The following is a 22,462-nucleotide window of genomic DNA, read 5'->3' as shown; positions in this document are numbered from 1 at the left end:
GGACGCGCGGCGGGCGCGTCGTCGAGGTTAACGGGGCGCCAGGACGCTGTTGACCGCGGCCGAACCCGAGCGGAACAGCATGCCCGGTCCGGAGCCCCGGCCCGCGGTCGCCCCCGCCAGGCGCAGACCCTCCCACACGCTCACCTGGTTGGCGGTGAGCACGGTCTTGCCGAGCAGCGCCTCCAGGGGTTCGATGAGGTGGGCGCTGTGCAGGGCGGTGTCCGGCACCAGGACGGCCTCGGCGCGCTGGTGGTCGTTGGAGATGACGAAGTCCAGGACGTCGTCGGGGTCCAGGTCGCCGACCTCGGCGGCGGTGGCGATGCCGTGGCTGGCCAGCGACAGCACGGTCACCCCCGCCTCGGTGAGGAACTCCACGAACCTCTGGGCGACGTCGTCGGGGTAGGTGGCGGCGATCGCCACCCGCGAGACGCGCAGCTGGCTCAGCGCGTGCACGAAGGCGAACGAGGTGCTCGACGACGGAGCGCCCGCGTGCCGGCGCACCCCCTCGACCTGCCTGCGGGCGCCCTCCCAGCCGAACACGAAGCTGCCGCTGGTGCAGGCCCACACCGCGGCCTCCACCTCCATCATGGCCAGCTCCTGGGCGCCCCTGGCGAGCACGTCCTCGCCGCCGACGTCGAGCAGGGCGTCCACGCGGTGGGCGTCCTCGCGCATGAGCGTGTGCACCACGGGGAGTTCGACGCCCCCTCCGAGCAGGCCCTCGAAGGCCTTGTAGTCGTCCTCGGCGCTGAACCCGGGGTAGAGGAATCCGACGCGGGTCATGTGGCCCTCCTTTGCGTCACGTCCCGCGCATCACGCGGCACTCGGTGCGGCGACGTCGATCAGGCTCTGTCCGTGGGCCACGGCCTGGCGGCCCGCGGCCCTCATCACGGCCCACATGGTCACCTGGTTGGCCGCGATCACCGGTTTGCCCAGCTCGCGTTCCAGGGGCGCGATGATGTCGTAGGTGAGCACGTTGGTGCAGCTGATGAACACGGCCTGGGCGTCGGGGCGGTCCACCGAGTGCACCGCCTCGGACACCTCGGCGTAGGTCACCCGCCAGATGTGGCTGAGCAGGCCCAGCCCCACGCTGGAGGTCACGGCGACGCGGTGCTCGGCGAGGTAGGCCAGGAGCCGGTCGGTCACGCTGTCCACGTAGGGCGTGACGACGGCGATCCGGTCGGCGCCGAGCGCCTCCAGGGCCTGGACCAGCGCCCCGGACGTGGTGACGGCGGCGGGCGCCCCGGCGTCCACCATGGCCCCGTGCAGGCGCCGCTCGCCCCGGGCGCCGTGCACGAAGCTGCCCGAGGCGCACGCGTACCCGATGGCCAGGGGCTCGGGGGCGAGCAGCGCGCGGACCGCCGGGGCCACGTGCTCCTCCCGGCACAGGGCGGCGGCCTGGTCGACCGTCACCGGTACGTGTACGTACGGCAACCGCGTGACGTGCAGTGAGACGTCGTCGGGCGTCCAGCGCCAGAGTTCGCGGTCGAGCGCGAAGTCGTAGGGCGCGATGACGCCGACTCCCGCCTGCCACGGCGTCCGCGTGCTCGCGGCCAGTTCGACGACCTGCTGCTGCGCGCCGGTGCCGTTCGTGTGCTCTCCGTCGGTCCGCATCGGTCACTCACCTCCCGGATGTGTGTTGTCGTTGCCGTCCCCGCGGGGACGCGGTCGCTCCGCGCCGGGGGCCCGAGGGCCGCCCGTGGGCGCGGTCGTGGTGGCCCGCGGGCCGGTCAGCGCTCCAGGCGCTCGTACACCAGCCGCTCGCCGACGCTGCCCGAGCGCCAGACGTCGTTGCAGGCCTCGGCCATGGCGGGCAGGTTCTCGACGACGGTGGCGAAGACGTTGCCGGGCACCCAGCCGACGTCGCCGTTGAGGAGCAGGTTGTTGCGCCCGTAGAAGAGGGCGAGGTCGATGACCCCGGGCAGGTGGCCGATCCCCTTGTCCTCCTTGAAGGCGCGGTCGAGCATGCCCCCGTCGAAGGAGAAGTAGACGACGTCGCCGGGGATCGGGGTGACGGTGGGGTTCTCCTGGCCGGGCTCGTCCTCGGCGAACCGCGGCACCATCGTGTAGACCTCGTTGCGCGCGTACTTGGCGTGCTGGACCGCGTCGCCCTGCGGCAGGGCGTTCCAGACCGCCTCACAGGTGCGGGGCGCGTCCTTGTCCAGGAGTTCGGCGACGCAGGAGACCCCGCGCCTGGGCAGGGTGATGGTCATGTACCGGGGCAACGGGTAGTCCCTTCGACGTCGGGCAGCGGGACCTGCGGGAACACCCCCGGCGCCGGGGCTGTTGATTGTTGACAATCCTAGGGTCCACAACCCGGATGCGGCAATAACCCCGGTGCGAGTGGGTATCCCGGGCAGGTCAGAGGTGGTGGGGGAGGCCCGGGTTTCGGGGGGAACAGTCGATTTGAGGATTGTTGACAATCCTATGTGGGCTCCCTAGCGTTTCCCGTGCAGGGCGATCCGTCCCCGACGACCTCTCTGAACCACCGTCGCCAACCGGAGAGTGCACGCCCGTGAACAGCCTCATCCCGCCCAACCGACCGAGACTCCTCGTCCTCCACGGAGACGACCTCCCGCCCGGCCGCGAGCGGATGGACGACCATCCCCGCCTCGGCGAGGTCGTCTACACCACCGCCGACGAGCTTCCCGCCAGGCTGCCCGGGGCGCACGCGCTGCTGGTGTGGGACCTGTTCACCGAGGCGCTGGCCTCCGCCTGGCCCAAGGCCGACTCCCTGTCCTGGGTGCACGCCGCCACCGCCGGGGTGGACAACCTCATGTTCCCCGGCCTGGTGGAGAGCCCGGCGGTGGTCACCAACTCGCGCGGGGTCTTCGACGAGCCCATCGCCGAGTACGTGCTCGGCCAGGTCATCGCCTTCGCCAAGGGCTTCCAGCAGACCTGGGAGCACCAGCGCGAGCACCGCTGGGAGCACAGGGAGACCGAGCGCGTGTCCGGCAGGCGGGCCCTCGTGGTCGGGACCGGGCCGATCGGCCGCCACATCGCCCGCAAGCTGACGGCCGTGGGCATGCGCGTGCGCGCCTCCGGCAGCCGCGCGCGGGAAGGCGACCCCGACTTCGGCACCGTGGTCGAGTCCAGCCTGGCCGAACGCGGCGCCGACGGCGCCCCGACCCTGGCCGGCGAACTCCCCGAGGCCGACTACGTGGTGATCGCCGCCCCGCTCACCGACGCCACCCGGGGACTGGTCGACCGCCGCTTCCTGGGGCTGATGAAACCCACCGCGCGACTGGTCAACGTGGCGCGCGGCCCCATCGTGGTCGAGGCCGACCTGGCCGCGGCCCTGGAGCACCGCGTCATCGCGGGCGCCGCACTGGACGTGTTCGAGGACGAGCCCCTCAAGGCGGTCTCCCCGCTGTGGGGGCTGCCCGGGTCGGTGGTCTCGCCGCACATGTCGGGCGACGTCGTCGGCTGGCGCGATGACCTCATGGACCTGTTCCTCGACAACCTCGCCCGTTACCTGGACGGGCGGGAACTGCTCAACGTGGTCGACAAGAGCCGCGGCTACGTGCCCGGCTGACCCCTGATGGCGTGACACGGGAGGCTGAAGTGACGATCCGTTCCGACCGGGCCGGGACCGAGGACGCGAACGCGGACGTCGGCGCGGCCGAGGGCGCCCCGGGGGCGGCCGCGGTTCCGCAGGCGCGCGCCGGCGGGCCCTCCGCACCGGCCGACCTGTCCGCCGAGCGGCTGCTCGCGGCCTACGCCGCCGGGGAGCTCTCCCCGGTGGAGGCCGTCGACTCCGTGCTGGAGCGCATCGAGCGGGACAACCCGGCGCTCAACGCGTTCTGCCTGGTGCGCCCGGACGAGGCCCGCGAGGCCGCCCGCGCCTCCGCCGAGCGGTGGCGGCGCGGCGAGCCCTCCGGGGCCCTGGACGGGGTGCCGGTCTCGGTCAAGGACGTCCACCTCACCCGCGGGTGGCCCACCCTGAAGGGCTCGGTCACCAGCTCCCAGGAGGGTCCGTGGGACGAGGACTCCCCGGCGGTGGCCCGGCTGCGCGAGAGCGGCGCGGTGTTCGTCGGCAAGACGACCACGCCCGAGCTGGCGTGGAAGGGCGTCACCGACGGCCCGCTCACCGGCGTCACCCGCAACCCGTGGGACCTGTCCATCACGCCGGGCGGCTCCAGCGGCGGGTCCGCGGCGGCCGTCGCGGCCGGGATGGCCCCGCTGTCCACCGGGACCGACGGGGGCGGTTCGATCCGCATCCCGGCCAGCTTCACCGGCGTGTGCGGGATCAAGCCCACGTGGGGCCTGGTGCCGCACTACCCGGCCAGCCCCTTCGGGTCGCTCGCGCACACCGGGCCGCTGGCCCGCACGGTGGGTGACATGGCGCTGATGCTGGAGGTCATGGCCCAGCCCGACGCGCGCGACTGGGCCGCGCTGGCGGCGCCCGCGCCAGGCCTCGGCGACGTGCGCCTGCGCACCGACGCCGAGCGGCTGGTGCGGGGCATGCGGATCGCCTACAGCCCCACCCTGGGCGGTCTGGACGTGGACCCGGAGGTGGCCGCGGCGGTCGCCGACGCGGTGGCCGTGTTCGAGGCGCTGGGCGCCCGGGTGGAGGAGGCCGACCCCGGTCTGCCCGACTCCCGGGAGGAGTTCCACGTGCTGTGGTACTCCGGTGCGGCCAAGGCCACGGACCGGCTCACGGACCGCCAGCGGGACCTGCTCGACCCCGGCCTGCGGGAGATCGTCGAGGAGGGGCTGACCTACTCGGCGCAGGACTACCTGACCGCGATGGCGCTGCGGATGGAGATGGGCGCCCGGATGGGCCGCTTCCACGACGCCTACGACCTGCTGCTCACCCCGTCAATGCCGATCGCGGCGTTCGAGGCGGGGCTGGAGTCGCCGCCGCGGCTGGCGGGGGAGCGGTGGACCTCGTGGGCGGGGTTCAGCTACCCGTTCAACATGACCCAGCAGCCCGCGGCGAGCGTGCCGTGCGGTTTCACGGCGGCGGGGCTGCCGGTGGGCCTCCAGGCGGTCGGGCCCCGGCACGCCGACGCCCGGGTGCTGGCGGCCTGCCGCGCGTTCGAGCTCGCCCGTCCCTGGGCGGACCGGAGGCCGTGAATTCCGAGAGGTTCCGTGGCTCGTGGGAATCATGCGCACACCCGCTGCGATCAGGTGCTTTGCTCCGAAGATGAGGAGAATTGTCCGTTTGTAGGACCTTCGTCCGAGGAGTTCGGTGCCTAAGGGCCCGCGCGCGGGCCTCCGCACGTATTACCGTCTTCATCGGAGCGGTGTCTGATCGCGGTGACGCAGGGATGAGGATGGGCCGATGCCGGGTGGTGGAGCCGAGGGCGTTCGCAAGCGGATCAGGGTGTTCCTGGTGGACGACCACGAGGTGGTCCGCCGGGGGGTGGCCGCCCTGCTGGAGACCGAGGACGACATGACCGTCGTCGGTGAGGCCGGGACGGCCGAACAGGCGCTGTCGCGGATCCCCGTGGTGCTGCCCGACGTCGCGGTCCTGGACGTGCGGCTGCCGGGCGGGTCGGGCGTGCAGGTGTGCCGGGAGATCCGCTCGGACCACCCCGAGATCGCCTGCCTGATGCTGACCTCGTTCGCCGACGAGGACGCCCTGTACGACGCCGTCATGGCCGGAGCGGCCGGGTACGTGCTCAAACAGATCCACGGCGCCGACCTGGTCGGGGCGGTTCGCACGGTGGCCTCGGGCGGCTCGCTGCTGGACTCGGGCAGCACCGGCGCGATGCTGGAGCGGCTGCGCGGCGCCCAGGCCGAGCCGGACCCGCTGGCCGAGCTGACCCCGCAGGAGCGGCAGATCCTCGACCTCATCGGCGAGGGGATGACCAACCGGCAGATCGGCGAGCGCCTGTACCTGGCGGAGAAGACCGTCAAGAACTACGTGTCCGCCCTGCTGTCCAAACTGGACCTCAAGCGCCGCACGCAGGCCGCCGTGCTCGTCGCCGAACTGCGCGGCCGCCGGTACTGACCACGGCTGCCCGGCCCGCCCCGGCGGGCCGGGCCACCGGGCCGGTCACGGCGGTCCCGATGGTCTCCGCAGCCCCGGTGGTCCCACGGGCCCCGGCGACCGCGCGGTGGCTCGGGGACCGTGGGACCGGATCCCTCAGAAACTGTCCGGGGGCGGAACGGCGTCGTCTCGCAGGGGCACCCGCCACACCAGCACCGTGCCCCCGCCCTCACTCCCGCGCGCGGTGAAACCGCCGCCCAGGGCCTTGGCCCGCTGCTCCAGGTTGCGCAGACCGCTGCGCCGTCCGTGCTCGGGCAGGCCCACGCCGTTGTCGGTCACCGTCAGGGTCAGGGTGGTGGGGCGCCCGGTGTGCGCGGCCTCCTCCACCGCCACCGACACGTGCACCTCCGTCGCGCGCGCGTGCCGCGCCACGTTGGTCAGTCCCTCGCCGAGCACCGCGAGCAGCTGCTCGCCGATGTCGTCGGGCACGGACGCGTCGATCGGCCCGTCCAGGCTCACCCCGGGGTGGCACCCCAGGCTGTGCGCGGTGTTCTCGGCCAGTTTCAGGATGCGCCCGCGCAGCGACGTGTCCCTGCGGCTCGGCGGGTTCTGGAGCGCGAAGATCGTCGAGCGGATCTCGCGGATGGTTCCGTCGAGTTCGTCGATGGTCCGCTGCACCCGCTCCTCGGCCTCGGGTGAGGTGATCAGCCGCAGCGTGCTCATCAGCGTCATCGCCGAGGCGAACAGGCGCTGGATCACCACGTCGTGCAGGTCCTTGGCGATCCGGTCGCGTTCCTCCAGCACCGCCAGGCGCTCGGTGTCGCGCCGCGCCTCGGCCAGCTCCAGGGCCACCGCCGCCTGCACCGAGAACCCGTGCAGCATGCGGCGTACCGCCGCGGTGAACGGGGCGCGGTCGGACAGCTTGCCCAGGAGCAGTACCCCGCGCGTGTTCCCCGGGGTGCCCAGGGGCACCACCAGGCCCGAGGCGTAACCGCGATGGGCGAGCATGGGGCAGTTCGCCCGGCTCAGGTCGGGGACGCTCAGGGCCTCTCCCGACTCGTACACCCACCCGCACGCGGAGCCGTGGATCTCCACCGGCGTCCCCAGGACCTCCTGGGCGATGGGCCCGTCCGCGATCTCCGCGAACAGGTGCCCTCGGGCGCGGGGGTCGGGGAGCATGATCACGGCCGTGTCCGCGCCGCCGATCTCCCGGGCCTGCGCGGCCATGTGGGCGAGCACCTCGGAGGTGTCGGCGCCCGACAGCAGGCGGGTGGTGACCTCGGTGGACGCGGCCAGCCACCGCTCGCGCAGCCGCGCCTCCTCGTACAGGCGCGCGTTCTCGATGGCCATGCCCGCGGCGGTGGCCAGCGCGGTCACCACCGCCTCGTCGTCCTCGTCGAACTCCGCCCCCGGGCCTTCTCGGTGAGGTAGAGGTTGCCGAAGACCTCGTCGCGCACCTGGATGGGGACGCCGAGGAAGCTGCCCATGTGCGGGTGGCCCTCGGGGAAGCCCTCGAAGTCGGGGTGCTCGCGCAGGTCGGCCAGGCGCAGTGACGCGCGCTCGTTCAGGGGCACGCCCAGGACGCCCTTGCCGTGGGGGAAGCCGGTGATGCGCCGGGCCTGTTCCTCGCTCAGGCCCACGGGGATGAACTCGCTGAAGCCCCCGTCCTCGTCCATCACTCCCAGGCCCGCGTACCGGGCGCCGGTCAGCTGTGCCGCCGCCTCGGTCAGTCTGCGCAGCACGGTCGCCAGGTCGAGGTCACCGCCGATGGCCAGGACGGCCTGGAGCAGCGAGTGCACCCGGCCGTGCGCGGACATGCGCGGGTCCAGTGAGCGCACCTCGTCCAGCAGTTCGTCCACGCTGTGGGGGGACAGGGAGGAGCTCTGGGGGATCTCAGTCATGTGTCCGTCAACCTCCGCAGAGCCGGTCGGCGTTGTGGCAATGCGCGTTTCCTCGGGCGTAATAGTCGAATTGTCGTTGGTTTTTCCCCGGTTTGCCACATCTTGCTGTTCAGGGGCCGGTTCCGGATGGGCGGGAATTCCTGTGGATTCGGGGTTCCGGTCGTCTAATTCATGCTAACGTCGCGATCAGCGGACGCGACGAGGCCCTTGTGACCTCCCGTCCCCCGGCTGGAAGGCGCCGCCCGGTGCGGCGCGACCGGCCCCGACCGCCCCCGCGTGTCGGTTCTCGCCCCACGGTGGAGAGGAACCCCCGGTGTCTGGAGTCCACGGTCTCACGAGCGCCGCCGGCGCCCGTTCCGCCGTGCTCCCCGCGCCGGTGCGGCGGGCGCTGCTGCTCGCAGCCCTGGTCTGCGGCCTCGTGGTCACCGCGTGGCTGACGGCCTCCGACCCCGTGCGGGCGCAGGAGGAGGGGGCGACCGGCACCCTCGTGCACCAGGCCGCCTCCGTCGCCGCGAGCGTGCGGGCACCCGCCGCACAGGCGGTCGCGGAGCGGCCGGAGGCGGAGCGGGCCGCTCACGGTCGCGAAGGCCCGGGCCGGAACGGCTCCGGGCAGGCCGGCGCCGCGCGGACGGACGCGGGCGGCTCCGACTCCGGGGACCGCCCGGACGCCGGCGCCTCCGTCCCGATGACCGCCAGGATCAACGACCCGCTGGTCGGCGCCGTGTCCGCGGTCGGGGAGAACACCACGCGGATGGTCCTCGACGGGTCCGCCGGGGTCTCCCGCGGCGACGTGCCCGAGACCCCCGAGGTGGCCCGGCAGATCCGCGACACCGTGCACGGGGTGACCGAGCCGGTCGAGGAGTACCTCGACGAGGACGACGCCTCCGGCACCGAGCCGCGGACGCAGGATCCGTCCGCGACCCCGGCCGACACGGACGAGCGGACCGGAACCGGGAGCGGGTCCGCGGTACCGCCCGTCCCCGCCGAGGTCGTCACGCACTTCGTCCCGGCCGTCACCGGAGCCACCGCGGGCGCCGTCCGGGCGCACGCCGACCCGGCCGCGGAGAACGCTCCCGCGCGCCTGGTCTCCGACCCGGTCGCCACGCCCTCCGGGCTGAACGGCTCCGCCTCGGGCTCCGCCCAGGGCGCTCCCATCGGCGTCCCCGCCGTCGCGGGCTACCTGACCACCACCGGTGCCCCGGCACCGGCGCCCGGCCAGCTCCAGGCCGCCCGGCGCGTCCTGCTCGCGGTCCCCGCCGAGTCCGCGGACGAGCCGACCTTCTCGCCCGACTAGCGGCCCCCTTCCAGCCGGTCGCCCAGCGACCCCTCCTGGCACGCCCCTTCCCAGAGCCGCAGCGCCTCCGACCGATCACGGTGGGTGAGGAACCGGACTCCTCTGGGGGTTGACGTGAGCCGCGCACCTCGACGGCGAGGTTCACGTCAGTCAGTGGCCAGCCAGATCCACGACTGATGACCGGTAGAGCCGCACCGCTCCCTCCAGGCGCGGCGGGCTCTCCCACCGGAAAGCCCGGACCAGAGCGGAACCCCTCCCCCCGGCCAGGGGAGCGGAACCGTCGGACGGCGGGAAGCGCACACGAACGCCGTCCACGCGAGAGCCACAGACCACATTCCGGAAGGACACACGACATGTTCAACACCGCTCGCACCTCTGCCAGGACCCTGCTGGTGGCCGCCAGCACCGCGGGTTTCGTCGCCCTCGGCGCCGGGATCGCCGGGGCCGACGTCCTCGGCGGCGCCACGGACGGGCTCGCGCTGAACGACCTGGGCAGCCAGGTTCCGGCGCCGCTGACGGAGGGCGTCTCCACGCCCCTGGGCGAGCTGGTCAAGGTCGAGCCCGGTCAGATCTCCGCCCAGCCCGACGTGCGTCGCCAGTCCGCCCCGGACCAGCCCCTCGGCCCGGTCGCCGGGAACGCCGTCTCCACCGACACCCCGATCCGGGCGGGGGAGGAGAACGCCACCAACGTCGGTCCGCTGGAGCTGGACACCGTCAGCGAGACGCTGCCCCTGTCGGGCACCGCGAGCCCGGTGTCGGGTGACCCGCTGTCCGGTCTGCTGGGCGGTACGGACCTCCTGGGCGGCCTGCTCGGCGGTGTCGGTGGCGGGGCGGGCGGCGGCACCCTGCCGCTGTCGCACGCCTCCACGGAGCAGTTGGCCTCGGGGCCGGTGTCGGGCGACCCGCTGTCCACACTGCTGGGGGGAACCGACCTGCTCGAAGGCGTGGGCCTGGACACCGGCGGCAGTACGCTGCCGCTGAGCCACGCTTCCACGGAGCAGCTGGCCTCGGGTCCGGTGTCGGGCGACCCGCTGTCCGGTCTGCTGGGCGGCGGTTCCACGGGGCTGGGCGGTACGGACCTCGTGGGCGGCCTGCTCGGCGGTGTCGGTGGCGGGGCGGGCGGCGGCACCCTGCCGCTGTCGCACCCGGAGTCCTCCCTGTCCCTCCAGGACACCAGGGAGACGGTCGGCACCGGCCTCAACCAGCTGGGCTCGTCGGTCGAGCGGGGCACGCACGAGGTCGGTACCGACCTGAGCAGCCTGGACGCCACCCTGCCCGCGTCCGGGGACACCCTTCCCCTGGCCGCCGCGGACACCCCCGCCGGCCCCATCAACGGCCAGAACACCGACCTGACCGGCGGCGCCGCCGACCTGGTCTCCGACCTGGTGCTGTCCGACGACGTGACGCTGCCCATGTCCGCGGGCACCTCCTCGCTGCCCCAGACCGTCGCCGACGCCTCGGCCGACCTGCTGCCCCTGCCCGGGGGCACCCTGCCCATGGCCGCCGCTCCCGAGGTCTCGGACGTGGCCGACCTCGCCGTCGACGCGGTCCGCACGACGCAGCTCGACCCCTCCGGCGACTTCGTGGGCAACGACCTGGTGGGCGTGGACGGCATGCCCGACCTGGGCCAGCCCTGGGTGGACACCAGCCAGCTGAACCTGCTGCCCGACAGCATCGCCTGACCTCCCTGGAACGTGCGCCCGCCGGTCGTGGCGGGCGCACGAGCCTCGGGCGGTGAGCGGGACCACCTCCGCTGAGGGGCGCCGAACGGAACTGTGGGGGTTCCAGGCGCGTACCGGCGGAGGGCGGAGTCTCCGCCGCCCGAGGCCCGACCGCGGTTCCGGACCGGGGGGGCCGGAACCGCGGTCCTTCGTGCCCGGAGTTCCCGGGAACACGCAAGGGGCCCCGGGGCCGGTACGACTTCGCGTACCGGTCCCGGGGCCCCTCGGCGTTCCGGAAGGCACTGGAAGAGCGGCGGAGGGGCCTCTGAGATCCCGGAAAGCTCCGGGGGTCTCAGAGGCCCCTCCGGGGCGCCTTATTCCATCTCGTCCCCGGTGCCGTAGCCCAGGCCGTCGGAGCACGGGTTGGAGGTGGCGTCGCGTCCCACGCCCGGACGGGCGGGCTCGTCATCCGGGGAGGCCTCCGCGACCTCCTCGTCCGCCGGGGAGGGCGAGGCCCCGGGCGGGTCCTGGGGAACGGGCGCCTCGTCGGCCATCGTGAGGGGCAGGGGCCGGTCCTCGCGCACGGCGGTGAACAGCTCCTCGGCCTGGTCCTCGTACCACAGGACCCGGTTGGGGTTGGAGGGCGCCTGGTACCAGGGCACGGTGTGGAACTCGATGTCGGTCAGCTCCACGTCCGCCAGGGTCACGGCGATCGACAGCATCCGGTCGAACGTGAGGGCGCTGTCCGTGGCGCTGTGCTCGGCCACCGCGCGCAGAACGGCGTTGAGCCTGCCCGGGTCGGTGATCACGTCGTTTCTGGTCACCTGGTCGGCCAGGGCCGCGAGGAACATCTGCTGGCGGTCGATGCGGCCGATGTCGCCGCCGTCGCCGATCTCGTAGCGGGCCCGGACGAACGACAGCGCCTCGTCGCCGTCGAGGGTCTGCTGGCCCGCGTCGAGGTCGAGCTTGGACCGGCTGTCCTCCATCGGCTCGGGAATGCACATGTCCACGCCGCCGATGGCGTCCACCACGTCCCGGAAGCTCATGAAGCTGAGGTGCACGAAGTGGTCGATGCGGACGTCGCTCAGCGACTCGATGGTGCTGACCACGCAGGGCGGTCCGCCGTGGTACATCGCGGCGTTGATCATGCCGAAGTAGCCGGGCGTGCCCTCGGTTTCTCCGTAGGGGTCGCAGTCGGGCAGGGCCACCAGCGAGTCGCGGGGGAAGCTGATCACCGACACCCGGCTCTCGGGTGAGATGTGCGCCAGCATGATCGAGTCCGAACGCTCGCCCTCGAACTCCGTCGAGTAGGCGGTGCTGCCCTCCTCGTAGCCGTCGGTGCCCATGAAGAGGATGTTGACGGAGTCGTTGATCCTCTCGGGCCGGTCCTCCTCCTTGAGCAGCCCGTCGATGTCGTACTGGACCATGTCCGAGCGCAGCGAGCGGTAGTAGCCGTAGGCGGTGCCGACCCCGGCGGCCAGGACGAGGACCAGGCTCGCGGCGACCCAGACCAGGATCCTGCCGGTCCGGCGGCGCTTCGTGCGGACGGGAGCGGCGGACGGGGCGGCCCCAGCGGTCTCCGCGGTCTCTCCGGACTCCCCGGTCCCGGCGGCTCCGGCTGGGGCACCAGCCCCACCGGCCTCTGAGGGCGCCTTGGTCCCAGTGCGCTCTTCGTCCCCGGCGGCGGATCCAGCCGCTGATTCCGCAGTGGCCTCCTCGGCCTCAACGGCCTTCTCGTCTCCGGTGACCTTCTCGGTCTCGGTGGCCCCTTCGGTACCGGTGGACTTTCGGGTGTCGCCAGCCTCGGCAGCCTCCCCGGCACCGGCAGGCTCGTCAGCCTCCGGGGTCTCCTGGGCCTGCTGCGTCTCCTGGGCGCCTCCGGTGTCCGATGTCACACCGGTGTTGGGGGCCTCTTCTGCCTTTCCGACCTCCTCCGCCCCCTCGGTCTCGTCCGACTCGTGGGCCCGGCCGGTTCCGTCAGCCCCGGTCTCGGACGCGGTGGTGTTGTCCCCACCCGCCGCGTCGTCGCCGGTGTTCTCGGTCCCTGATCGGGGTGTGGAGCCGTCCTCGGGCCTGTCGTCTGGTGTGTGGTCCCTGCCGGAGGCAGAGGGCTTCTCATCAGCGGGCATCGTGCAATCTCGGTGAGTTCGGACGGCGGGACGTGCCAACGGTCGGACGCCGGGCCGGAGGGACACGCGTCCGAGTTCGGGGGAGGGCGGGGAACGCGCGGAACGTCAGCGGCGGGCGGTCGCCGGATCCGGGGCCTCCTGGGGATTCGGGGGCGGCCCGCGGGGCACCGGCAGCACCGGGAAGCGGGTGCGGCCGAGGGCACGGAAAACGCGTGCGTGCCAGAGATCCTAGGTCAAGTTCTTCCCGTCCGCGCGCGCGGGTTGTCCATGGGCGGGGGGCCTGACCGCAATTGCGCCGCACAATTCCTCAGCCCCCGTGGTCGTCTCCTGGAGTCTGTCCGCCTGACTTTCCCCGGATTGTCCGCTTGAAACGCCTATGTCCGGTCTCTGTCGGTGCAGACGCTGACCGCCCGCGCCCCTGAGCGGGGACGGCGGGCGGTCAGCGGAGCAGGGCCGGGTCAGTCGTCCCAGAAGGCGCTCTCCTTGGCGGGCTCCTCCGCGGTCGCGGAGGAGGAGCGCCCGCCCTTCGCCGCGGGCTTGGAGGGGGTCTTGGCCGTGCTCTTGGCGGGCTTGCGGGCCGGGGACGCGGGCTTGGCGCCGGTGTGCCGGGGGCGCGGGGTGACCGCGCTCTTGGTGATGGGCTCGGCGGGACGAGGCGTCTCGCCGGAGTGGATGCTCAGCGCCTCCTCCTCCACGGACAGCATCTTGCGGACCGCGGCGGGCACCTCGGGCAGCTTCTCGGAACGCAGGTGCGCGCCGAGCACCTCCAGGGCGTGGTCGCACAGCAGCTGGCGGGAGCGCTCGGACCTGACCCCGCTGAGCTCCTCGATCTCCGGCAGGGCCCGCTCGCGCAGCAGGCGGATGACGTCGCGCAGCCGGTCCCGCGTCTTGCGGTCGGTCATGGACATGACGGTCAGCTCCGCCTCGGCGAGGAAGCTGTCGCCGCCGTCGACGGAGTCGCGTTCGGCGATGAAGGCGCTGGTGAGGGTGCGCGCGGAGGCGCGGGAGGAGGTGCGGATGGCGTCGCGCCTGACCAGGCGGGCCTGGACGGCGGTGACGACGACGCTGGTGACCAGGCTGATTCCGGCGCCCAACAGGATCAGTACGAGGGGGTTCTCTGGGAACACGGCGGGGACCTTTCCGGGCGGGGGTCCGCACGGGCGCGGCCACAGGGGTGACAGAGGTGTGCGGGGCGGGGGTGATGCTCGGTGACTATTCGTCACGCCGAGGGCGGTTGTCAAGTGCGGGTGCGGGGTGAGTGCGCGCCGAAGAACGCGTCGTCGCAGGTCGGCGGGGTGAGCGCGGGGGCACGGCTCGGTCGCGGGTCGCGGCGGTCGCTGGAGGGGAGCAAGGGCCCCTCCCGTGCGAGGATTCCCGGTCAGGCGCGGAGGTAACTTCCCCGTCCACAGCCTGTGGACGAAGGAGGGGTCCGGCGCGCGCCCGGGAACGGTCCGCCACGGGGCGCACGGCCCCGCCGGTCCTACGCCGCCTCGGTCTCACCAGCGGCCACCCGGCACCTCCGCCGCCGCGGCTGCCAGGGGCCGGCGCCGCCCCCCAGGGCCCACGGCATCGCCCTCAACCCGCCAGGAGCTTGTTCACCGCCTCCGGCGACAGGATCTCCTCGGTCACCATGGCCGCGCAGCCGCGCACGCCCGCCTCGTCCCACAGGGAGCTGGCCACGACGCGCAGCTGACGGGTGGCCAGGGCGGTGCACTGCTGGAACACCACCTCGCGCACGCCCGCCACCAGGTGGTCGTAGGCCTCGGCCAGGTCGCCGCCCAGCACGATCACCTCGGGGTTGAGCAGGTTCACCGCCCCCGCGAGCGCTTCACCCAGTCTGCGCCCCGCCTCCCGGACCAGGGTGACGGCCACCGGGTCGCCCCCCGAGGCCAGCGCCACCAGGTCCTTGAGCGTCCGTGCCCGGCACCCCTGTTCGGCGGCGCTCTCCAGCAGCCGCCGCCCGCCCGCGACCGCCTCCAGGCAGTCGGTGTTGCCGCAGCGGCACGGGAGCCCGCCCGCGCCGCGCACCGGGATGTGCCCGATCTCCCCGGCGGCGCCCAGCGAACCGCGCAGCAGCCGCCCGCCGGACAGCAGACCCGCGCCGATCCCCGTGGAGGCCTTCACGAACACCATGTCGTCGGGGTGCCCGTGCCCGCCCGCGATGTGCTCGCCGAGCGCCATCACGTTCACGTCGTTGTCCACCATCACCGGCACCGGGAAGCGCTCGGCGACCAGCGGGGCCAGCGCCACGCCCGCCCACTTGCCGAGGAAGGGGCGGTCGTCGGCGCGGCCCGCGTGGAACTCGACGGTGCCGGGCAGGCCGATGCCCACGCCGCGCACGTCACCGGGGTCGCGGCCGAGCGAGGCGATCTGCTCCGACCAGGTGTCCAGCAGCCAGGGGAGGGTGGCGTCGGGGCCCTGTTCCATCGCGGGCGAGCCCGGCGTGCGCACGAGGACCTCGCCGTCGAGGTCGCACACGGCGGCCTGGCTGCGGACCATGCCCAGGGCGCTGGTGAGGATGAGGCCGCTGGCGGCGTTGAACTCCAGCAGGGTGGGCGGCCGTCCGCCGCTGGAGACCGCGCCGGTGCCCTCGGTGACGAGCCCGCCGCCGATCAGCTCGGTGACCCGCAGGGCGACGGAGGGACGGGACAGGCCCGTGACCCGGCCGATCTCGGAGCGGCTGGTCGCGGTTCCGGAGCGGATGAGCTCCAGGATGTGGCCGCTGGTGGCAGCAGAGGACAGGCGTCCGGGGGTTCTGGCCATAGCTCATTCAACCATGAGGTTACGACGGGAAGGCTGGGAGGTTATGTAAATAATTGTTCTCAAGTGTGCTTGGTTTTTTACCATAGTCGGGTTTAGGCTCAAAGGGCCGGACGTCCCGCGCGTCCGCGCCGCCTCCCCGCGCCCCCGCCTGCGTCACACTCCGCCCCCCGCTCCCCATCCCCTTCCCTCCCCGCTGGAGCAGACCGAAGATGCCGCAGCAGTCCGCGTCCCGTGCCACCGACCTGGTGGTCTTCGGGGGTACCGGCGACCTGTCCATGCGCAAACTCCTCCCCTCCCTGTACCTGCTGGACCGCGACGGCCACCTGGACGGGGGGACCCGCGTCGTCGCCGTCTCGCGCGACGGCCTCACCGACGCCGACCTCAGGGACAAGGCCGCCTCGGCGGTCCGCGGCCACCACGCCGTCCAGGTCGCCGAGCCCGACGTGCTCCACCGGTTCCTGGAGCGCCTCTCCCACGTCACCGTGGACGTCGGCGGCGACCCCTCGGGCTGGGACGACCTCACCGCCGCCCTGGCCCCCGGCCGCGACCGCGTCTTCTACCTCGCCGTCCCGCCGATGATCTCCGGCGCGATCTGCCGCGGCCTGGACGACGCCGGGCTCGTCACCCCCGACTCCCGCGTGGTCATGGAGAAGCCCCTGGGCCGCGACCTGGCCTCCTCCCGCGCCGTCAACGACGCGGTGGGGGCGGTCTTCGACGAGTCGCGCATCTACCGCATCGACCACTACCTGGGCAAGGAGACGGTGCAGAACCTGCTGGTGCTGCGCTTCGCCAACGTCTTCCTCGAACCCCTGTGGAACTCCCGCTGGATCGACCACGTCCAGATCACCGCCGCCGAGACCGTCGGCGTCGGCGGGCGCCGGGGCTACTACGACACCTCCGGCGCCATGCGCGACATGGTCCAGAACCACCTGCTCCAGCTGCTGTGCCTGACCGCCATGGAACCCCCGGCCAGCTACGACCGCGACTCCGTCCGCGACGAGAAGCTCAAGGTCCTCCAATCGCTGCGCCCCCTCACCGGGGACCGCGTCGCCGAGGACACCGTGCGCGGCCAGTACGGACGCGGCTCCGTCCACGGCTCGGAGGTGCTCGGCTACCTCGACGAGCCCGGCGGACCGGCCCTCAGCGACACCGAGACCTTCGTGGCCCTGCGCGCCGAGGTGGCCAACTGGCGCTGGGCGGGAGTGCCCTTCTACCTGCGCACCGGCAAGCGCATGTCGCACGCCCGCTCGGAGATCGTCATCCGCTTCCGCGAGGTGCCGCACACGATCTTCCCCGGCACCAACCTGCCCGGCGCGGGCAGCCTCGTGATCCGGCTCCAGCCGGACGAGGGCATACACCTGACCATGCTGGCCAAGACGCCCGGCGCCGGAGCGCTGCGGCTGCGGCCCGCCCCGCTGGAGCTCAGCTTCGCCGACACCTTCGCCACCCGCTCGCCCGAGGCCTACGAGCGGCTGCTGACGGACGTCCTGGCCGGTGACTCCACCCTCTTCATGCGCCGCGACGAGGTCGAGGCCGCCTGGCGCTGGGTGGACCCCGTCATCGAGGCGTGGAACGGCCTGAGCACCACCCCCGAGACCTATCCAGCCGGAAGCGCCGGCCCCGCGGGCGCGCACCGGCTCATCGGCCGAACAGGCCGTACGTGGTACGAAGAGGAGCGACCCCGATGACCGCGCACATCCCCGACGACGCCGACAACGCAGGGTACGGACCCGCCGTCCACCCCGTCGTCGCAGACGTCACCCGGCGCCTCGCCGAGCGCAGCGCCGACACCCGGTCCGCCTACCTGGCGCGGATCGACGCGGCGGCGGCCGAGGGCCCCGCCCGCTCCGCCCTGGGCTGCGCCAACCTCGCCCACGGGTTCGCGGCCTGCGGCGTCTCGGACAAGCTCAAGCTGTCCGGCGACGTCACGCCCAACCTGGCGATCGTCTCCGCCTACAACGACATGCTCTCCGCGCACCAGCCGCTGGAGTCCTACCCGGCCGTGATCAAGGCCGCCGTGGCCGAGGCGGGCGGCGTCGCCCAGTTCGCCGGGGGCGTGCCCGCCATGTGCGACGGCATCACCCAGGGCCGCGCGGGCATGGAGCTGTCCCTGTTCAGCCGGGACGTCATCGCGATGGCCACCGCCGTGGCCCTGTCCCACGACATGTTCGACGGCGCGCTGATGCTCGGCGTGTGCGACAAGATCGTGCCGGGCCTGCTGATCGGCGCCCTGTCCTTCGGCCACCTGCCGGTGGCGTTCGTGCCCGCCGGACCCATGCCCTCGGGCCTGCCCAACAAGGACAAGGCCCGCGTGCGCCAGCGCTTCGCCGAGGGCCAGGTGGGCCGCCGCGAGCTGCTCCAGGCCGAGTCCGCCGCCTACCACTCGCCGGGCACCTGCACCTTCTACGGCACCGCCAACTCCAACCAGATGCTCATGGAGGTCATGGGCCTGCACCTGGCCGGGGCCAGCTTCGAGCAGCCGGGCACCCCGCTGCGCGAGGCCCTGACCGCCGAGGCCGGGCGCAGCGTGCTCGCCCGCACCGCCCTGGGCGACTCCTACAACCCCGTCGGCCGCCAGGTCGACGAGCGGGCCGTCGTCAACGCCGTGGTCGCCCTGCTGGCCACCGGCGGCTCCAGCAACCACACCCTGCACCTGGTCGCCATCGCCCGCGCCGCCGGTATCGAGCTGACCTGGGACGACTTCGCCGACCTCTCCGAGGTGGTGCCGCTGCTCACCCGCATGTACCCCAACGGCGCCGCCGACGTGAACCAGTTCCACGAGGCGGGCGGCATGGCCCACCTGATCGGCTCCCTGCTGGACGCCGGACTGCTCCACGAGGACGTGCGCACCCTGATGGGCGAGGGCCTGGGCCGCTACCGGCAGGTCCCGAGCCTGGACGGGGGCGAGCTGACCTGGGTCGACGGGCCCAAGGAGAGCGGCGACACCTCCGTCCTGCGCGGCACGGACGACCCCTTCGCCCCCGACGGCGGCCTTCGCATGCTGTCGGGCAACCTGGGCCGCGCCGTCATCAAGGTCTCCGCGGTCGCGCCGGAGCGGCACGTGGTGGAGGCGCCCGCCCGCGTCTTCGGCGACCAGGCCGAACTCCAGGAGGCGTTCTCCGCCGGGGAGCTGACCGGCGACTTCGTCGCGGTGGTCCGCTTCCAGGGGCCGCGCGCCAACGGCATGCCCGAGCTGCACAAGCTCACGCCGCCGCTGGCCGTGCTCCAGGACCGGGGCCAGAAGGTGGCGCTGGTGACCGACGGCCGCATGTCGGGCGCCTCGGGCAAGGTGCCCGCCGCCATCCACGTGTCCCCCGAGGCCGAGGCGGGCGGCGCGCTGGCCTACGTCCGCGACGGCGACCCCATCCTCTTGGACGCCACCACGGGCACACTGGAGGTGCTGGCCGACCTGACCGGCCGCGAGCCCGCCCGTCCCACCGTGGACTCCGCCACCGGTACCGGCCGGGAGCTCTTCGCGGCCCTGCGCGGCGCGGTCGGCCCCGCGGAGAAGGGCGCTGGGGTCTTCGGATCCTGAACCGCCGACCCGGGCGCGCCGGGGGACCGGCCCGGGGCGCGCGGCGGACATCCGCCCCGCACGCCCCCGCGGCCGCGGCGCGCCCGCCCCAGACCTTCGACCGATCCTGGAGAGAACACGACTTGACTTCTCTCCCAGCTGAAGCGGGGAGATTCTTCCCTCGCGGGTTGAGCTTTCTGCTTCGTAGCCGGTTGCCGACCCGAACTAACGGCGGGGGACGGGGTGCCGCCCATCGGTCTTACATCAGCTCCACAGACCTGACTTTCTGCCAGCCCGGCAGTAGGAGGCCCGGATGTGGTTCTCGTCTGAGCCGACGCGAAGCAAGCTATCACCGGTTCGAGTGGTGGTTGGCGGGTTCGGTGATTTTGGTGGATGGTGATTCGCCCGGGGGCGCACGACCGTTGACCGTCCCGCTCCGCAGGAGCCCGATTCCTCTCTGGCCTGAAGGCCAGAGTTTTCTCGAAAGGATTCAGATGACGACGAACCCCCGTTCGGGCGCCGACATCCTTGACCTGGCCCCGGTGATGCCGGTGGTGGTCGTCTCGGAGGCCGAGGCCGCCGTGCCGCTGGCCCGCGCGCTGGTGGCGGGCGGCCTGCCGGGCATCGAGGTGACCCTGCGGACCCCGGCCGCGCTGGAGGCCATCGAGCGGATCGCGGCCGAGGTGCCCGAGGCCGTGGTCGGCGCGGGCACCGTGGCCGCCCCCGACCAGGCGGCCGCGGCCGCCAGGGCGGGCGCGCGCTTCCTGGTCAGCCCCGGGTGCACCGACGGGCTGGCGTCGGCCATGTCCGACACGGGCCTGCCCTTCCTGCCCGGCGTGGGCACCGTGTCCGAGGCCCTGGCGCTCCTGGAGCGCGGGGTGACGGAGATGAAGTTCTTCCCGGCCGAGGCCTCGGGCGGCGCGGCGTTCCTGAAGTCGCTGGCGGGGCCCCTGCCCCAGGTGCGGTTCTGCCCCACCGGCGGCATCACCGTCGCGTCGGCCCCCACCTACCTGGCCCTGCCCAACGTGGGCTGCGTGGGCGGCAGCTGGCTGACCCCGGCCGACCTGGTGGCGGCGGGGGAGTGGGAGCGGATCACCGGTCTGGCCAGGGAGGCCGCCGCCCTGTAGCGCCGCCCGCGCCCCGGCCCCGGCGGGGCCGGGGCGCCTCCTACTCGGAGTCGCCGAACCTGACCACCGTCAGCCAGACCAGCAGGACGCCCACGCCCGCCACGAGGGCGACCTCGGCCGCCCAGGGGATCTGCCAACCGAACCAGGAGATGCCGGGGTTGAACAGCGCCTCGGTCTCCGGTGAGGTGTCCAGGTGGGCGAAGACCGCCTGGCGCATGGGGTCGACGACGTAGGTGACGGGATTGACCAGTGTGATCGCGGTGAGCCAGGAGGGGAGGTTCCCGATGGGGAACATGGCGCCCGACAGCAGGACCAGCGGGGAGATGACCAGCTGGGCCATCCCCATGAACGCCTCACTGCCCCGGACCGAGATCGCGATGAGGACGCCCACCGCCGACGCGGTCAGCGCCACCAGGAAGGTGAGCCCGAACAGGGTCAGCATCAGCCCCGGCGCGTAGGGCACGCCCGCCAGGCCGGCCACCGCCAGGATGATGCTGGCCTGGAGGGTGGCCAGGACCGCGCCCGAGAGGATCTTGCCCAGGATCAGCGCGGAGCGCTTGGCCGGGGCGACGAGCATTCCGCGCAGGAAGCCGACCTCGCGGTCGGTGACGATGGTCGCCGCGGCGGACACCGCCGTCCCCATGACGGTCATGACGACCACGCCCGGGAACATCACGGCGGTCAGCGGGAGGTCGTCCTCGCCCCTCGGGATGAGGGAGCCGAAGCCCACCCCGATGACGAACAGCCACATCACCGACTGGAGCAGCATCGCCACGCCCCGGCTGACGTCGTGGACGAAGCGGAAGAGGTCGCGCTTGAGCACGACCCGGACCGTGCGCAGGTCGTGGCCGAGCCCGAAGGGCGAGGTGGGGAGCGGGCGCCGTCGCGTGGCCGTCATCTGGTCCTTGTCCTTGCTCGTGGTGGTGGGTGGTCGGTCCGGGCGCCCGTCACTCGGTCCAGACCGGCGCGGAGCCGATCCCCACCGGGCCGCCCTCCCGTCGCGACCGGCCCCCGGTGATGCGCGCGAGGAGCCGGGCCCCCGTCTGGAGCCAGTGGTCCCGGGAGACCGAGTAGTAGTGCAGGTCCCACAGCCGTCCCCGGAAGTAGACGTGGCCGGGGAGCGTCGCCTCCCTGGGCGTGGCGAACAGCGCCGAACCGAAGTGCATGAGGCTCGCGTCCGTGGTCAGCGCGTACACCTTCCTGATGTCGTCCCAGCGCGCGAACGCGTAGTTGACGAGGAGCATCATGGATTCGGCGCCGACCCCCACGGCGAGTCCGTCCGGGTCCATGAAGATGCCGATCTTCACGTGTCCGGCCGGGCTGCGCTCGCGGACCGAGGCGAACCCCAGGACCTCGCCGCTCCCGGCGGCCTCGATCTGGAGCACGGTGACGTCCGAACCGTCCAGCGCCCTGAAGGACGACTCGAAGCTGTCCCGGGCCGGGAGCGTCTCGATCCCGAGCCTCAGCAGCAGTTGGTACAGCCCGAGGACGTTGTCCTCCCCGATGGGGCGGAACCGGACACGGGGGGTTTCGAGGTGGAGGGGGATCATCGCCGACTGCCCTGGCCTTTCCGTGGGACCGTCGGGCGTGGCAGCCCGGGGGAGAGGCCATCCTTGCACGCGCCCCCGATTGTGGGAGCGCTCCCATGGCGTGACCGGCGCGGAAGGGCGGGAGAAAGCCCCTGAACGTCCTCGCGTGAAATCCCGAGAAAGGGCGTCGCGCGTCCGGGAAGGGTCCGCGGGCCTCGCGCGCGTAAACGTCCCGCCGGCGGGACGTGCGGTTCCGTGCCTTTCCCTTGCGCCCGCGGAAACCCTTGCCTAGGTTCTGGCGAGTCCTGTCGGAAAAGCATCCGAGAAAGGCCGAACCATGATCATTTCCGATGTCCTCTCCCTCCAGTCCCTGGGCGTGCGGTTGGAGGCGGAGGCCCTCCTCAACAGCGGTCTGAGCTATGTCGGCTGCAGCGGCGACGTCATCGTCAGGCCCGCCTGAGGCCTGGCGCGCCATGCGGAAGGGGTTCTGCCGATGATCCCACCAAAGGAGGACGGGAGCTGTTCGGGAGAGCGCGGGAACCTCTCTTGTGGGTGGTCCCGAGTTCTTCTATGTTCCTTTCGTGCCGGCACCCCCGTCCATTCTCTTCC

17 protein-coding genes and 1 pseudogene are annotated in these 22,462 nt (G+C 72.9%); 9 read left to right on the top strand and 9 right to left on the bottom strand.

Annotation, left to right across the window (positions count from 1 at the left end; genetic code table 11):
• Positions 1–27: 27 nt before the first annotated feature.
• The 3 genes from NDAS_RS23460 to NDAS_RS23450 all read right to left on the bottom strand — a co-directional run bounded on the left by NDAS_RS23460 (position 28) and on the right by NDAS_RS23450 (position 2,210).
• Positions 28–780: a maleate cis-trans isomerase family protein gene (locus NDAS_RS23460; RefSeq protein ID WP_013155746.1), complete on the bottom strand. Its 753-nt coding sequence runs from the start codon at positions 778–780 to the stop codon at positions 28–30.
• Positions 781–810: 30 nt separating this feature from the next.
• The gene (locus tag NDAS_RS23455; protein WP_013155745.1) at positions 811–1,611 is read right to left on the bottom strand and encodes a maleate cis-trans isomerase family protein; all 801 of its coding nucleotides are present in this window, start codon (positions 1,609–1,611) and stop codon (positions 811–813) included.
• Between the two features lie 116 nt (positions 1,612–1,727).
• A complete protein-coding gene (locus NDAS_RS23450; RefSeq protein WP_013155744.1) occupies positions 1,728–2,210 on the bottom strand; it encodes a DUF3830 family protein in 483 nt (160 codons plus the stop codon).
• Positions 2,211–2,512: 302 nt separating this feature from the next.
• On the opposite strand from NDAS_RS23450, the gene NDAS_RS23445 reads away from it, so the two are divergent.
• The 3 genes from NDAS_RS23445 (at position 2,513) to NDAS_RS23435 (ending at position 5,956) form a co-directional block, all read left to right on the top strand.
• Entirely contained in the window at positions 2,513–3,532 is a 1,020-nt protein-coding gene (locus tag NDAS_RS23445; protein ID WP_013155743.1) for a D-2-hydroxyacid dehydrogenase, read from the top strand.
• Positions 3,533–3,561: 29 nt separating this feature from the next.
• Positions 3,562–5,076, top strand: a complete 1,515-nt coding sequence (locus tag NDAS_RS23440; RefSeq protein ID WP_013155742.1) for an amidase — start codon at positions 3,562–3,564, stop codon at positions 5,074–5,076.
• A gap of 208 nt (positions 5,077–5,284) precedes the next feature.
• Entirely contained in the window at positions 5,285–5,956 is a 672-nt protein-coding gene (locus NDAS_RS23435; protein WP_013155741.1) for a response regulator, read from the top strand.
• A gap of 135 nt (positions 5,957–6,091) precedes the next feature.
• On the opposite strand, the pseudogene NDAS_RS23430 reads toward NDAS_RS23435, so the two are convergent.
• A pseudogene (locus NDAS_RS23430) lies at positions 6,092–7,836 on the bottom strand (GAF domain-containing protein).
• A gap of 313 nt (positions 7,837–8,149) precedes the next feature.
• Here NDAS_RS23430 and NDAS_RS23425 point away from each other — a divergent pair.
• Both NDAS_RS23425 and NDAS_RS23420 read left to right on the top strand, forming a co-directional pair.
• A complete protein-coding gene (locus NDAS_RS23425; RefSeq protein WP_013155740.1) occupies positions 8,150–9,130 on the top strand; it encodes a hypothetical protein in 981 nt (326 codons plus the stop codon).
• A 353-nt stretch (positions 9,131–9,483) separates the two neighbouring features.
• Complete coding sequence (locus NDAS_RS23420; protein WP_013155739.1) at positions 9,484–10,812, top strand: hypothetical protein; 1,329 nt, start codon at positions 9,484–9,486, stop codon at positions 10,810–10,812.
• 353 nt (positions 10,813–11,165) lie between these two features.
• Here the strand turns inward: NDAS_RS23420 and NDAS_RS23415 are convergent, their stop codons facing one another.
• From NDAS_RS23415 to NDAS_RS23405, 3 genes are all read right to left on the bottom strand, one after another.
• Positions 11,166–12,920 carry an LCP family protein gene (locus NDAS_RS23415; protein WP_013155738.1) on the bottom strand — a complete coding sequence of 585 codons (1,755 nt, stop codon included), beginning with the start codon at positions 12,918–12,920 and terminating at the stop codon, positions 11,166–11,168.
• A 458-nt stretch (positions 12,921–13,378) separates the two neighbouring features.
• Positions 13,379–14,047 carry a hypothetical protein gene (locus NDAS_RS23410; protein ID WP_013155737.1) on the bottom strand — a complete coding sequence of 223 codons (669 nt, stop codon included), beginning with the start codon at positions 14,045–14,047 and terminating at the stop codon, positions 13,379–13,381.
• Positions 14,048–14,495: 448 nt separating this feature from the next.
• Positions 14,496–15,683, bottom strand: a complete 1,188-nt coding sequence (locus NDAS_RS23405; RefSeq protein WP_013155736.1) for an ROK family protein — start codon at positions 15,681–15,683, stop codon at positions 14,496–14,498.
• Positions 15,684–15,892: 209 nt separating this feature from the next.
• Between NDAS_RS23405 and zwf the strand changes: the two genes are divergently transcribed.
• The 3 genes from zwf (at position 15,893) to eda (ending at position 20,324) form a co-directional block, all read left to right on the top strand.
• The gene (zwf, locus tag NDAS_RS23400) at positions 15,893–17,371 is read left to right on the top strand and encodes a glucose-6-phosphate dehydrogenase (protein WP_013155735.1); all 1,479 of its coding nucleotides are present in this window, start codon (positions 15,893–15,895) and stop codon (positions 17,369–17,371) included.
• The gene (gene edd, locus NDAS_RS23395) at positions 17,368–19,218 is read left to right on the top strand and encodes a phosphogluconate dehydratase (protein WP_013155734.1); all 1,851 of its coding nucleotides are present in this window, start codon (positions 17,368–17,370) and stop codon (positions 19,216–19,218) included. The genes zwf and edd overlap by 4 nt, the downstream gene beginning before the upstream one ends.
• Before the next feature lie 473 nt (positions 19,219–19,691).
• On the top strand, positions 19,692–20,324 hold the full coding sequence (eda, locus tag NDAS_RS23390) for a bifunctional 4-hydroxy-2-oxoglutarate aldolase/2-dehydro-3-deoxy-phosphogluconate aldolase (protein ID WP_013155733.1): 633 nt from the start codon (positions 19,692–19,694) through the stop codon (positions 20,322–20,324).
• A gap of 40 nt (positions 20,325–20,364) precedes the next feature.
• Here the strand turns inward: eda and NDAS_RS23385 are convergent, their stop codons facing one another.
• Both NDAS_RS23385 and NDAS_RS23380 read right to left on the bottom strand, forming a co-directional pair.
• Positions 20,365–21,222, bottom strand: a complete 858-nt coding sequence (locus NDAS_RS23385; RefSeq protein ID WP_013155732.1) for an ABC transporter permease — start codon at positions 21,220–21,222, stop codon at positions 20,365–20,367.
• A 49-nt stretch (positions 21,223–21,271) separates the two neighbouring features.
• A complete protein-coding gene (locus NDAS_RS23380) occupies positions 21,272–21,874 on the bottom strand; it encodes a GNAT family N-acetyltransferase (protein WP_013155731.1) in 603 nt (200 codons plus the stop codon).
• Positions 21,875–22,190: 316 nt separating this feature from the next.
• Between NDAS_RS23380 and NDAS_RS28410 the strand changes: the two genes are divergently transcribed.
• The gene (locus NDAS_RS28410) at positions 22,191–22,313 is read left to right on the top strand and encodes a hypothetical protein (protein WP_013155730.1); all 123 of its coding nucleotides are present in this window, start codon (positions 22,191–22,193) and stop codon (positions 22,311–22,313) included.
• Positions 22,314–22,462 lie beyond the last annotated feature (149 nt).

Source organism: Nocardiopsis dassonvillei subsp. dassonvillei DSM 43111 (genome assembly GCF_000092985.1).
GTDB lineage: Bacteria > Actinomycetota > Actinomycetes > Streptosporangiales > Streptosporangiaceae > Nocardiopsis > Nocardiopsis dassonvillei.
Note: the sequence above shows the minus strand (reverse complement) of the source record. Positions and strands in the feature narration are given on the sequence as shown.

Coding starts and splice junctions, on each gene's coding strand:
- NDAS_RS28410 (WP_013155730.1), top strand. CDS start 22,191: ATGATCATTTCCGATGTCCTCTCCCTCCAGTCCCTGGGCGTGCGGTTG.
- NDAS_RS23405 (WP_013155736.1), bottom strand. CDS start 15,683: ATGGCCAGAACCCCCGGACGCCTGTCCTCTGCTGCCACCAGCGGCCAC.
- NDAS_RS23435 (WP_013155741.1), top strand. CDS start 5,285: ATGCCGGGTGGTGGAGCCGAGGGCGTTCGCAAGCGGATCAGGGTGTTC.
- NDAS_RS23380 (WP_013155731.1), bottom strand. CDS start 21,874: ATGATCCCCCTCCACCTCGAAACCCCCCGTGTCCGGTTCCGCCCCATC.
- NDAS_RS23420 (WP_013155739.1), top strand. CDS start 9,484: ATGTTCAACACCGCTCGCACCTCTGCCAGGACCCTGCTGGTGGCCGCC.
- edd (WP_013155734.1), top strand. CDS start 17,368: ATGACCGCGCACATCCCCGACGACGCCGACAACGCAGGGTACGGACCC.
- NDAS_RS23455 (WP_013155745.1), bottom strand. CDS start 1,611: ATGCGGACCGACGGAGAGCACACGAACGGCACCGGCGCGCAGCAGCAG.
- NDAS_RS23460 (WP_013155746.1), bottom strand. CDS start 780: ATGACCCGCGTCGGATTCCTCTACCCCGGGTTCAGCGCCGAGGACGAC.
- NDAS_RS23385 (WP_013155732.1), bottom strand. CDS start 21,222: ATGACGGCCACGCGACGGCGCCCGCTCCCCACCTCGCCCTTCGGGCTC.
- zwf (WP_013155735.1), top strand. CDS start 15,893: ATGCCGCAGCAGTCCGCGTCCCGTGCCACCGACCTGGTGGTCTTCGGG.
- eda (WP_013155733.1), top strand. CDS start 19,692: ATGACGACGAACCCCCGTTCGGGCGCCGACATCCTTGACCTGGCCCCG.
- NDAS_RS23415 (WP_013155738.1), bottom strand. CDS start 12,920: ATGCCCGCTGATGAGAAGCCCTCTGCCTCCGGCAGGGACCACACACCA.
- NDAS_RS23450 (WP_013155744.1), bottom strand. CDS start 2,210: ATGACCATCACCCTGCCCAGGCGCGGGGTCTCCTGCGTCGCCGAACTC.